The following is a 12,742-nucleotide window of genomic DNA, read 5'->3' as shown; positions in this document are numbered from 1 at the left end:
AGCAGGTTGATTTGAATAAACTGTTTGAACGGGTTGGAGAAAGTACTTTTGTAGCCTAACTTTGTGTCACCGTAAAAGTAAGTAATCTTATGCAGTACAATAGCTACTACCTCTTATCCAGCATGATGGGCGATGAGCTTTATCGTAAGCATTCTTCAAAAAAAGATCAACCCATTGAAGAAAGCCTGGAAAAGCGTTTTAATCTTCTTTCTGAAATACCGCTGGATCAATTTATCCGCAGTGGCATGCCCTGGTTGCGCATTCTCGAAATGCTCGAACGGCGCTATTGATTTTTTCCGGTAGAGATACAATACTATATCCATACATACACCCATTCCCGATTTTGGTTGAAAGTCGCCGGGGATGGGTGTATTTCATTTATTCGGATTTTCCGTCGCAACCGGTAAAAGTTGTAACTTGCCTACGATGAGGAAATTATTTTTGCTGATTGGTTTAGTTGTATGGATTGCCGCATTTAAATCCACCGGAGAGGAGCAAGCCTGGATACGAATCAACTTTCTGGGCTACCGGCCCACCGGCCCGAAAGTGGCCATCTGGGCCGGAAAAACGGCGGAAACGCTCGAACAACCCTTCCAGGTTGTCGACGCCGTGACGGGGAAAGTGGTCTATGAAAATCCTGTAGGAAAAGATTTTGGTACATACGGTCCGTTCTCCCAAACCTACCGGCTTGATTTTTCGGCCGTTCGAAAACCGGGCAGATATTACTTAAAAACCGGTTCGGTTCAATCACCGGAGTTCCGGATTGCCGACGACGTATACAATGGAGCGGCCGATTTTTGCCTGCGGTACATGCGCCAGCAACGCAGCGGCTACAATCCTTTCCTGAAAGATTCCTGCCATACGCACGACGGCTACACGATGTACGGCCCCATGCCCGACAGCACGCACATCGACGTTTCGGGCGGCTGGCACGATGCTTCCGATTACCTGCAATACGTTCCGACCTCCGCCAACGCGACCTATCATTTATTAGCGGCTTACCGCGATTTTCCCAAAGTTTTTGGGGATTTGCACCAGGCCAATGGGTTGGAAGGCCCAAATAATCAGGCCGACGTGCTGGACGAAGCGCGCTGGGGACTCGACTGGTTGTTGAAAATGCACCCGAAAGACGACTGGATGTTCAATCAACTGGCCGACGACCGCGATCATTCCGGGCTACGGATTCCCAAACAGGATGACTTCTACGGAAAAGGCTTCGAGCGACCGGTTTATTTTGCCACCGGAAAACCGCAGGGGCTTTTTAAATACAAAAACCGCGCAACGGGCGTCGCTTCGACGGCCGGAAAGTTCAGCAGTGCGTTTGCGTTAGGGTTTCAGGTTCTCCGGAAACGCGATCTGGATTATGCCGATAAATTGTGGGAACGAGCGCAATCCGCCTACATGCTCGGGTTACAAAAACCGGGGGTTTGTCAGACGGCTCCGGGTCGGTCACCTTATTTTTACGAGGAAGATAATTACGTCGATGACATGGAACTGGCGGCTGCAGAAATGTACAATGCCGCCCGCATTCAGGGCTACAAAGCCGCCGATTACCTCAACAGCGCCTATGCCTACGGTTTGATCGAACCGGAAACGCCCTGGCTGGGTGCCGACACCGCCCGGCATTATCAGTGGTATCCGTTCATCAATATCGGACATTATGAAGTAGCCAAACGGGTGGCCGATACGCGTCGGCAGCACATCGTCGGTTTTTACCGGAGCGGCATTGAGAAAATCTGGCAGAAAGCGCAAACGAATGCGTTTTATCGGGGCATTCCGTTTATCTGGTGCAGCAACAACCTGACAACGTCGTTTGCTATTCAGTGTTATTGGTACCGCAAACTGACCGGCGATAATCGCTATCTCCAGCTCGAACAGGCGTGTTTCGACTGGCTGTTTGGTTGTAATCCGTGGGGAACGAGCTTCGTATACGGTTTGCCCGCCGGTGCCGACACGCCCGCCGATCCACACTCGGCCTTTACGCACCTCGGCAAGTTCCCTATTGACGGCGGTTTGGTCGACGGGCCGGTGTACGGCCGGATTTACAAAAACCTGATCGGGATTGAATTGAAAGAACCGGACGAATATGCGGAGTTTCAGAGCGATCTGGTGGTTTACCACGACGATTACGGCGACTATAGCACCAACGAACCGACGATGGACGGTACGGCGTCGCTGATTTACCTGCTGGCGGCCAAACAGGGCGAAACGACAGCGGCAGCAACCGTCGCAGACGCTCCGGCTAAAGCGAAAAGTGTTAAAGGGAAAAAAGTAGTCAAAGGGAAAAAGAAAAGTTCATCCCGGAAAACCGTTCGGAAGAAATCGTCCGGCCGGAAAAAGGCTTCGGCAAGCCGTTCGTCGGGGAAGAAAAAGAAAAGACGGCGGTAGGAATCGTTTTCTCAAAACATTACCTCAATTCCAAATTCATTAATTTGCACCATCGACGGCGCCTGCTGATTGCGGAGTTCTGAGGCAATGCGGTGGATAATTTCGGTTCGGCGGGGGGTAGCGGTCTTGGCTCCGGCACTCCGGCAGTAAGCCGCCCATTGCTCGTCGCCCGGAACGAAAACGTAGATCGATGTCAGCATGCGTTCATAGGAAAACCGTAGCGTCAGCATCGATTCGCGGTAGCTGATCCAACCGGATAAACCGGTGTGTTCCATGTCAACGGTGTAAGTGTTCAATGGAGTCGCCATAGGGGTCCGGGTAGCCCAAGAGTTCATCAAATTCATGATACGGTGTTTTTTGAGTGTAATGGTGTCCCGCTATGCTGATCGTTTGGTTGTGTTTTCTGTGCTGGTTTATCGTTCCTGAGATCGATAATTGTGTGAAAGATGCAATTCCCCCTGGTTGCGTTGCACCTGAACGGAAAAATCATCAAAAATATATTCCGGACGGAAAAACGAGGATTCGCGGAGCCATCATTCGGGGCGATTCGACAGTCCGTCGGCTGGCTATTGTTTTTACCGGTGATGAATACGCCGACGGTGGCAAATCGATCCGGCAAACGTTGGCAAAAAACCGGGTTCCGGCGTCATTCTTTCTGACGGGCCGGTTTTACCGCAATCCGGATTTCCGAACGCTGATTCGCAACCTGAAAAAAGACGGTCATTACCTTGGTGCTCATTCCGATCAGCATTTGTTGTATTGCGACTGGCGTAAGCGGGACAGTTTATTGGTGGATCAAACCCGGTTTCGGACTGATCTGGATCGGAATTATGTGGAAATGCGGCAGTATGGAATTTCGAAAAAAGACGCCCGGTTTTTTCTGCCTCCCTACGAATGGTATAACGACACGATTGCCGCCTGGACTCACCAAGCGGGTTTACAACTCATTTCGTATACGCCCGGAACCCTCAGCCACGCTGATTACACCACCCCCGATCTGCCGAATTACCGCAGCAGCGCAATCATTCTGAAGTCTATTTATGAGTATGAACAGCATCGTCCGGCTGGACTGAACGGTTTTGTTCTGTTGCTGCACATCGGTACGCATCCCGATCGTACTGATAAGCTCTATGCGCACCTCGACGAACTACTCAGGTATCTTCAGACTAAAAACTACAATCTGGTTCGGGTCAACGAATTATTGTGATGAACGGTATATCATAAATCGTTTTTTGCGCGTTCTGCGGTAAATCCGTGCAACATTTCGTTGTAAAATACCCTCTTTGCCCTATTCAAGATTCCTATTCGCCGGGTTTCCTGTCCGGAGTTTTACCTATAAAATTATTTTTTTAACTATATTTGTAGTTGTAACTATTAAAAATTGTTAACTTTCAGCAATGAATGTTAATTCTTTCCAATTTGCCGACTCATCGCTGTTAACTGTTTCCTATCCCCATGAAAAAAATTTTCCTGCTGCTGTTCCTGACGGTTTGTTGTAGTGCGGTTTTTGCTCAACAGTCGGGTCGTATTTCTATCCGGGGTTCCATTACTGATACCTCCAAAGCCTTGATGCCCGGCGCCACGGTTATGCTCCTGACTCCGAAAGATTCGGCCCTGGTCAATTTCGGACGCACGAACGACAAAGGCGCTTTCGAATTCCGGAACGTAAGACGCGCTCCCTATATTCTGAAAGTGTCGTATGTCGGTTTTTTGCCGCTGCAGGTGGAAGTCAATCCCGAAGCCGGCGATGCAACCGATCTGGGTGCCTTATCCATCAAACCCATTCAGAAAGAGTTGCTTGAGGTGGTCATTAAAACCGCTAAAGCGCCCCTGAGCATTCGGGGCGATACGGTGGAATACAACGCCAGCTCGTTTAAAGTACCGCCCGGATCGACGGTGGAAGAACTGTTGCGGAAACTCCCGGGGATGCAGGTCGATCAGGATGGCAACATCAAAGCGCAGGGCGAGGATGTCAAGAAAGTGACCGTAGATGGTAAGACTTTTTTTGGCTCAGATCCGAAATTAGCCACTAAAAACCTCCCCGCCGACGCCATTTCGAAAGTGCAGGTGTTCAACGATAAAACCGAAGCGGCCAAAACGACCGGCATCGACGACGGGAAGCGGGAAAAAGCCGTTAACCTCGAACTGAAAGAAAGTCACCGCAAGGGCGGTTTTGGGAAAGTAACCGCGGGAATTGGGAATAAAGACCGGTTTCAGCTCCGGGGAAATTACAATCGCTTCAATACCAAGGAACAAATGTCGGTGATTGGTCTGGGCAACAACATCAACCAGACCGGTTTATCTTTCGATGATTACCAGGATTTTCGGGGGAGCCAATCCTTCAACTGGGAAGATCAGGGCGATTTTGGGTTTTATAGCGGAGGGGTTTACTTCTTTGGGGGTGATGATGGCATGGGCGTTCCAATCACGGGTGGAGGGAGCAACAACCGGGGCTTTTCCCGGAACTATGCCGGTGGTGCCAACTATAATTACGATACGAAAAAAACCAAACTCAGTTCCAATTATTTCTACAACCAGAGCGGTTTGACGCTTGGTTCGGACCTGGAAAAAGAAACGTTCCTGCCCAATAGCTCTTTTTTGAATACCGATCAAAAAAGCCAGGGGAGCCTGACGCGGAATCACCGCGGAAGCGCCCGGTTTGAGCAAAAACTCGACTCGCTGAATACACTGGTTCTGATTGGTAACCTGCGCGCCAACAACGGCAACACGGCCCTGTTCAGCGATCAGAATTTCTTTCAGGGGGTCAATCAGACCACGCGCACCAGCCAGACGCAATTCGATAACCGCAACCAGTTCAACGGATTTCAGCTGGCGACAACGGCCATTTTCCGGCATTCGTTCCGGAAGAAAGGGCGCAACTTCGCGGCCAGTGTCGCTTACAACGTAAACGATACCGACGGTTCGGCCCAGCAACGCTCGACCAACACCTATTTCAATGACACCACTGCTACCGGTGCCCCAACCATTTTCCGTATCAACCAGGACAACGTCACCAATAGCCTACGAACCGAAATCAAGTCGAGTCTGGATTACATCGAGCCGCTGTCGAAAACCACGTTTTGGGAGACGTTTTACAATTTTAGTCTGCGGAACGACAAGGTCGATCGCGATGTATTCGATGTTGGCGACCAGGGATCCGTCCGGAACAATACGCTGAGCCGGTATTACACCAATGATTTCACCTACAACCGGGTGGGTTCCCTGATTCGCTATTCCGACAAAGGATTCAACGTGTCGGGCGGTTTGGCGGCCCTGTGGTTCCACCAGGCCGGGAAATTTGCGTCGGATCAGGCTTCTTCAAGCTTTACCAAGGTCGACCGCAGTTATTTCTCCCTGGTTCCGAACGTCAGCCTGAATTTTAACCGGAAAAACAAGCGCTTCAATGCCGGTTACAATGTAAACGTCAACCAGCCCCAAACCAGTGATTTACAACCGGTGGTCGATAACAGCAACCCACGCTTCATTCGGGAAGGAAACCCCGATTTGTTGCCCGCGCTCACGCACCGGGTCAGTGGCGGTTTTGGCGTCTTTAATCCCGGTAGTTTCGTCAACGTGTTTGTCAACCTGAACTACGGTTATAACATCAACCAAATTGTTTATAATCAAACGATTGACACATTGCTGGTAACCACAACCAAGCCGGTAAACATCAGCGGAGGAACGACAAAGGGCGGAAGTATTTATTTTAGTTTTCCGTTGAAAAAAACGAAAGCGGTTTTAAATACGAACTTTTACACCAACTTGAACAAATTTCCGACGTACATCAATAATGCGCTGAACCAGACCAACAGCAATAGTTACAACATGTACGCCAGCCTGGATTTGACGCCCAGTGAGAAGTTTACATTCTATCCGACGTTTAACTTCAGCATCACGGATACGAAGTACTCCGTCAATAAGGCGCAGAATCTGACGATTTACAATTACAACTACGGCGGAAATATGAACGTCATGCTGCCAAAGGGTGTGTTCTTCAACGCACGGATGAGCTACATGATTTACAAAAATCCCAAATTTGATTTTCGGCAGGAATTACCGATTTTGAACCTATCGGTTTACAAACTTTTCCTGAAAGATAACAAAGCGGAGGTGCGGTTGACGGCCTATGACGTTTTCAACAAAAACCGGGGCATTTCACAACAGGCTTACCAGAATTACGTTCAAACGGAGCGGATTCAGACGCTGGCGCGGTATTTCATGCTCTCGTTTTCGTATAACCTGCGTGGCCTGAAGTCGCAGATGCGGCAGAATAATTACTTTTAATCACGATGATATTTCTAATAGAATGAAAAAGCTTCTGGTATTTCTTTTTGCAATCACCGGCATCCAGGCAATTGCCCAGAAAATGGAAGGCATGGTTACGTATGACCGCACGCAGGATTATGTTAAAATTATGTCCCGGATGACGTTTCTGAGCCTGGATCAGAAAGAACGGATGAAGGCCACCAACAAGAACTACAGCAGCAAGCCGACTCAAATGGTGTTGTATTTCAACGAGGACCAGAGCCTATATACCAACGCAGACGAATACTGGCGGAGTGAAAACGGGCAGTGGTCGTACCGGAACAGCGATTACATCATCCGTCGGGATTTCAAGCAGGAAACCCAATCGGATGTTATTGAAATGTTGGGGAGAACGTACCTCATCGATGATTCACTAAAAACACCGAAGTGGAAGATTCTGAATCAGTTGAAAGACATTGCTGGCCATATCTGTATGAAGGCTGAAACAGAAGATCCGATTAAGCAACAGAAAATAGTGGCCTGGTTTGCGCAGGATATTCCGATTCCGGCGGGTCCGGAGCAGTATTCGGGTTTACCAGGTCTGATCCTGGAATTGGATCTGAACGACGGCGATGTGGTAGTTACTGCCAGTAAAATCGACTTACGGGATGTCTCGAAAGAATTAACCGCCAATAAGAAAATCAAAGGCAGAAAAATTAAATCGGCGGATTACGATAAAATCATCAAAGACCATATCCAAACCAGTATGAAAGCCCAGGAAAATCCGTATTGGACGATACGGTATTGATTTTTTGAATGAATAATGCCCAATTAACAATGAATAGCGAAAGGCGGTTTTCATTGTTAACTGGGCATTATTCGTTTACAACGCCCCTTTCTTCAACTCCGAAACCGCATGATTGGCGGCCCGGGCGGTCAGAGCCATGAACGTAATCGATGGGTTTTGGTTGCCGACAGAGGTCATGCAGGCACCATCGGTCACGAAGACGTTTTTCACGTTGTGAAACTGATTCCACTTATTCAGCAAGGAGGTTTTGGGGTCTTTGCCCATCCGAACACCGCCCATTTCGTGAATGTCCAGACCGGGATTCCGGTTGTCGTCGTGCGAAGAGATGTTTTTGCAACCCGACTTTTCGAGCATTTCGGCGCCCTGCATCAGAAAATCCTTCAGGATTTTGACGTCGTTATCGTCGTAACCGATGGACGTAATCAATTGCGGAATCCCAAACGGATCTTTCTGATCCGGACTTAACCGGACGTGGTTTTCGTGTTTGGGCAGGGTTTCGGCCTGCATCATCATGTACACACTCCAGTCGCCGGGCGTCAATAAACTTTCCTTGAATTCAGCGCCGAAACCAGTCTGCGAACTGCCCCGTTGCCAACCCGCCCGACTGGCGCTAAACGCCACCATGTAACCCCGCTGAAAGTCGGTTTCCTGTTTTTTTACATTCCGAAACGAGGGCATGAACGCCGTTGTTGGGCGACGGCCGTAGAAATACTGGTTCTGAAAACCGTCGAACGAAGCGTTCAAACTACCCCGGTAATTGTGAAACGCCACGTAACGACCCAGCAACCCGTTGTCGTTGCCCAACCCGTTTGGAAAGCGTTTCGAGGTGGAATTCAGCAGAACCAGATTGGAATTCAGGCAGGCAGCATTCACGAAAATGATTTTAGCAAAATACTCCGTCGATTGCTTCGTATGGGCGTCGATCACGCGCACGCCCGTTGCTTTGCCTTTTTGTTCGTCGTAAATAATGGAATGCACCACCGAATCGGGCCGGATCGTCAGGTTACCGGTTTTAGCCGCCCAGGGCAATGTCGCCGAATTGGAACTGAAATAACCACCAAACGGACACCCCCGATAGCACAAATGCCGGGCCTGACATTGCCCCCGCCCCTGCTGTAAATGAATCGGTTGCGGTTTGGTCAGGTGCGCACAGCGGCCGATGATCACGTGCCGGTCGGTATAATTGTTTTTAACGGTTGTCTGGATTTGTTTCTCGACGCAGTTCAGTTCGAACGGTGGCAGAAATTCGCCATCAGGTAGCGTATCAATCCCGTCTTTATTTCCGCTGATGCCGACAAACTTCTCGACGTGACTGTACCAGGGCGCGAGATCGGCGTAGCGAATCGGCCAGTCGACGGCAAAACCGTCGCGGGCGGGCGCCTGAAATTCGTAATCACTCCAGCGTTGCGTTTGCCGCGCCCAGATCAGCGATTTCCCGCCCACCTGATAGCCCCGAATCCAGTCGAACGGTTTTTCCTGAATGTACGGATGGTCGGCATCTTTCACGAAAAACTGCTGGGTAGCCTCGTCCAGTGCATAACATTTGGTGGCAATCGGGTTTTCCACGTCAAATGCGTCGGGCATCCGGTTTCGGTGGGGCAAATCCCACGGATTCGCCATGGCGGTCGGGTAATCGGCCACGTGTTTTACCATGCGCCCGCGCTCCAATACCAGCGTTTTCAACCCTTTTTCGCACAATTCCTTGGCTGCCCAGCCTCCACTGATCCCTGACCCGATGACAATGGCATCGTAACTTGCTTGTTCTTTGGCCTTTCCGTTAAGATACATCGATTTGAAAAGTGTTAAAAACGCCTGAATCAAAGATACTGAAATCCCAATTCTGACGAAAACCGCAAAACCGCTCTTCTTTAAACCAACGCATAAATTCTCACCAATCACTGCGTTTACAATGTCGCAATTTTACAATACCGGTTTTCCTAGGGGTTGTAATTTTGAAGCATAAACCAAAAACATTCATTCACACCATGAAATACGTTGTAATTACCTGCCTTCTTCTGATGAGCCTTCCGGCTTTAGCTCAATCTCAATCCCGGCTCTGGACCGACGCCGACCAGAAATATACCGTCGAAAACCTGAAACGAACCCGCGACGAGCTCGTTCGTGAAACCGAAAACCTGAGCGATGCCCAATGGCACTTTCACGAATCGCCCGACCGCTGGTCGATTGCCGAAGTCGTTGAACACCTGGCCCTTTGGGAGATTATCTGGGCGCGGGAAATTAGCGTCGGAACCCGTAATAAACCGCAGCCGGAACTCAACCAGACCAGTCGGCCCGACAGCTATTACCAGAATTTTATCATGGAAGATACGCCCCACAAGGCGTCGGACCTGTCGAAACCGACCGGTTTTATTCGGGGGAAAGATAACCTGACTTTTTTCCTGCGGCTCCGCGAACAGGCTATCGCTTTTGCCGAAAAAACCAACGTCGATATGCGGGCGCAATTCGAATTCACAGCGGCTGGCGACAACCCGCGCAACATGCACCAGGTGTACATCTACCAATGGGGCCACGTCGACCGGCATCTGCGGCAAATCCGGAAAATAAAAGCCCACGCGAATTATCCGAAGGGTGGGAAAATTTAAAGAGGTTATTTCGCGGAGTTGAGCGGAGAAAAAAGGAGTTACGCGGAGGTTCTATTAAAATTCTCTGCTTAACTCTTCTTTTTCTCCGCTCAACTCCGCGAAATAACTCATCAAACTCTATTTCTTCTTGATCACAAACTCCACCCGCCGGTTGGTTTGTTTGCCTTCCTCGGTGTCGTTACTGGCGACCGGTTTGGCTTCGCCGTAGCCTTTACTGGCCACACGGTCGGGTTCGATGCCTTTGCCGATGAAGTATTCACGCACGGCATCGGCCCGATCCTGCGAGAGTTTCAGGTTGATTTCGTTGGAACCGGTGTTGTCGGTATGCCCGCCCACCTCCACCGCCATTTTCGGATTTTCGTTGAACGTCGTCACCATCCGGTCCAGTTCCGGGAACGATTCGTCGCGGAGCGTGGCTTTGCCCACGTCGAAGAAAATGTTGTTCAACCGGACGGCGCGGCCAACTTCAATCGGGATCAGTTTCAACTCTTTGCCGCTGATTTCCTGAAAGCCTTTGGCTTCTTTCAGATCGATATTTCCCCCCTCGGCAATAAAATTGGGCGCAATGGCCCGCATGCTGTATATTTTCCCGTAGGGCAACACAATTTTGTATTCGCCCGTCACCGGGTCGGAGGTCGCTTCACCGGCTTCGGCACCGTCGGGCAAGGTCTGGTAAACGACCCGGGCTTCAATGGGCTTACCGGTTTTTTGGTCAATCACTTTTCCACTGACCAGCGCCACCGGATCAGGGCGCGTTTCCTGCGGAACGGTTTTGTCGTTCGGGTTGGCGGTGTCGATGAGTTTAATCCGGACAATATCACCTTTGCCCAGCGTATTTTTAAAACTCGTCATGTAGGCATACTCGCCCGAAGCGGCCACGGAATAATACGCATCGTAACCGTCGGTGTTGATCGTTGGGCCCAGATTGACCGGTTTTGACCAATGTTTCCAGGTTTTATCGACGCGTTTGCAAACGTAAATGTCGTTACTGCCCGAACCGCCGGGCCGATCGCTGGAAAAATACAGCGTAGCGCCGTCGGCCGCCAGAAACGGCGTGGTTTCGGTTCCGTCGGTATTAATTTCCGGGCCCAGATTTAACGGTTTGCTCCACGAACCGTCTTTCTGCCGAAAACTGACGTAGATATCGTCTTCCTTGCTGTTCTTTTTCTCACTGAACGCCATCACCAGCACTTTGCCGTCGGTCGAAAGATACCCACAATCGTATTGCCCTTTGCTGATTCGTTCGTAGCCCGGAATATTGAGTTTTTGTGGGGCCGACCAGCCCGTAGCGGTTTTCTTACTGGTCGAAAAACCGCGCGTTTCGTAATTGCCGTTGGTGTAAGCGCCCTTAATAAGCATGGTGTTACCATCGGGCGTGATGCTGTATGCGCAGTTATACTCATCTTTGTTGAGCGGAGAAGCCACCCGCCGGGCCGGCCCCCAGGTGTTCCCCTGATTCAACTCCGAATACCAGATGTCCTGACTGCCTTTGTTGCCGTGGGTATTTTGCGGATGACTGATGCGGGCAAAAAATAAGGTTCGCCCATCGGGAGAAATGACCGGATTGACCTCATTGTATTCCGAATTGACCTGATTTCCCAGATTTTCCGCTTTCGATGGTGTAGTCTGCTGGGCAGTCGCTAAAGATGTTAATACCACAAAAAGCCCCATCAGTACATGCTCCCGAAATTTCATTGGCTACGGCGTAGAAGTTAGTAGAATAAGAACGAAGAACTAATTCAGATTAGTTTACCAGGAGTTGAAGTCAAACCCAATGCCAGAAAAATTTATCGGCTCAATTTTTGCTACGAATTTTTATAAAATAGGCAACGTAAATCGAGGAAATATAAATATTTTTTCAAACTTTATACCCGTAGTTATATCTAGTGAGATGGATCCCTTTCGAAAAAGAAAAAAGAAGTACACGCCTTTCCACGCGGTATCGTCTCAGCGCGAACTCTGGCGTCTGTTAATTAACGTTACGCTGTGCCTGATTGGGCTGGTATTCGGATTTGTCTACCTGATGAATGGTCTGATAATTGGGTGGTTATTGATTGCCGCTTTCACCTTTTTTCTGCTCGTACAATTTTCAAACCCGACGGATTACGATATTTAAATCGCCTGTTCCCAGAATTCTTCAATTTTTAGCATTATATCCTCGATTGTTTCCGAAACAATGAGTAATTCCCGGTTTTCGGCTTTCAGGAAACCATCTGCCACCATGCGATCCAGTTGCAGCAACAGCAAATCATAAAAACCGTTCACGTTCAGGACCGCAACCGGGCCGTTATAGAGTTGAAGCTGACGCCAGGTCAGGATCTCGAACAATTCGTCAAATGTGCCGTATCCACCGGGTAAGGCGATAACGCCTTTCGCAAACTGCACCATCTTGAACTTGCGCTCGTGCATCGTTTCAACAAAATGCAATTCAGTCAGGGTTTCATGAGCGACCTCCAGTTCAGCCAGAAAGTTGGTAATAACGCCGGTTACCTGCCCGCCATTCTGCAAAACGCCGTCGGCAACCGCCCGCATCAGCCCAATGTTGCCCCCGCCGTAAATAAGCCGGATTTCTTTTTCCGCAAACTTCTGCCCTAACTCTTCAGCTACTTTTTGATAGAGGGGATTCGTACCGGGATTCGACCCGCAATAAACCACAATGCTTTTCATACCGCAAAAATACGATTGTGAATCGGTATTT

At 49.5% G+C, this 12,742-nt stretch carries 10 protein-coding genes; 6 read left to right on the top strand and 4 right to left on the bottom strand.

The window, feature by feature from the left end:
* Positions 1 to 89: 89 nt before the first annotated feature.
* Both EHT25_RS26630 and EHT25_RS26625 read left to right on the top strand, forming a co-directional pair.
* Positions 90 to 290: a hypothetical protein gene (locus EHT25_RS26630; protein WP_124878367.1), complete on the top strand. Its 201-nt coding sequence runs from the start codon at positions 90 to 92 to the stop codon at positions 288 to 290.
* A gap of 136 nt (positions 291 to 426) precedes the next feature.
* The gene (locus tag EHT25_RS26625) at positions 427 to 2,388 is read left to right on the top strand and encodes a glycoside hydrolase family 9 protein (protein ID WP_124878366.1); all 1,962 of its coding nucleotides are present in this window, start codon (positions 427 to 429) and stop codon (positions 2,386 to 2,388) included.
* Positions 2,389 to 2,399: 11 nt separating this feature from the next.
* Here the strand turns inward: EHT25_RS26625 and EHT25_RS26620 are convergent, their stop codons facing one another.
* Positions 2,400 to 2,696 (bottom strand): hypothetical protein, encoded by a 297-nt coding sequence (locus EHT25_RS26620; protein ID WP_124878364.1) that lies wholly within the window; start codon positions 2,694 to 2,696, stop codon positions 2,400 to 2,402.
* A 71-nt stretch (positions 2,697 to 2,767) separates the two neighbouring features.
* Here EHT25_RS26620 and EHT25_RS26615 point away from each other — a divergent pair, with 71 nt between their 5' ends.
* The 3 genes from EHT25_RS26615 to EHT25_RS26605 all read left to right on the top strand — a co-directional run bounded on the left by EHT25_RS26615 (position 2,768) and on the right by EHT25_RS26605 (position 7,441).
* Complete coding sequence (locus EHT25_RS26615; RefSeq protein ID WP_124878362.1) at positions 2,768 to 3,595, top strand: polysaccharide deacetylase family protein; 828 nt, start codon at positions 2,768 to 2,770, stop codon at positions 3,593 to 3,595.
* A gap of 248 nt (positions 3,596 to 3,843) precedes the next feature.
* A complete protein-coding gene (locus EHT25_RS26610) occupies positions 3,844 to 6,672 on the top strand; it encodes an outer membrane beta-barrel family protein (protein WP_124878360.1) in 2,829 nt (942 codons plus the stop codon).
* A 22-nt stretch (positions 6,673 to 6,694) separates the two neighbouring features.
* A complete protein-coding gene (locus EHT25_RS26605; protein ID WP_124878358.1) occupies positions 6,695 to 7,441 on the top strand; it encodes a GLPGLI family protein in 747 nt (248 codons plus the stop codon).
* Positions 7,442 to 7,516: 75 nt separating this feature from the next.
* Here EHT25_RS26605 and EHT25_RS26600 read toward each other — a convergent pair whose 3' ends face one another.
* Positions 7,517 to 9,229 (bottom strand): GMC oxidoreductase, encoded by a 1,713-nt coding sequence (locus tag EHT25_RS26600; protein WP_124878356.1) that lies wholly within the window; start codon positions 9,227 to 9,229, stop codon positions 7,517 to 7,519.
* Positions 9,230 to 9,426: 197 nt separating this feature from the next.
* Between EHT25_RS26600 and EHT25_RS26595 the strand changes: the two genes are divergently transcribed.
* Complete coding sequence (locus EHT25_RS26595) at positions 9,427 to 10,044, top strand: DinB family protein (RefSeq protein ID WP_124878354.1); 618 nt, start codon at positions 9,427 to 9,429, stop codon at positions 10,042 to 10,044.
* 117 nt (positions 10,045 to 10,161) lie between these two features.
* Here the strand turns inward: EHT25_RS26595 and EHT25_RS26590 are convergent, their stop codons facing one another.
* Both EHT25_RS26590 and EHT25_RS26585 read right to left on the bottom strand, forming a co-directional pair.
* On the bottom strand, positions 10,162 to 11,715 hold the full coding sequence (locus EHT25_RS26590; protein WP_229311846.1) for an OmpA family protein: 1,554 nt from the start codon (positions 11,713 to 11,715) through the stop codon (positions 10,162 to 10,164).
* Positions 11,716 to 12,156: 441 nt separating this feature from the next.
* Positions 12,157 to 12,711 (bottom strand): LOG family protein, encoded by a 555-nt coding sequence (locus tag EHT25_RS26585; protein ID WP_124878350.1) that lies wholly within the window; start codon positions 12,709 to 12,711, stop codon positions 12,157 to 12,159.
* Positions 12,712 to 12,742: the final 31 nt, after the last annotated feature.

Origin of the sequence: Larkinella rosea, assembly GCF_003858635.1 — a bacterium.
GTDB lineage: Bacteria > Bacteroidota > Bacteroidia > Cytophagales > Spirosomataceae > Larkinella > Larkinella rosea.
The sequence above is the reverse complement of the archived record's forward strand: the minus strand, read 5'-3'. Positions and strand labels throughout refer to the sequence as shown.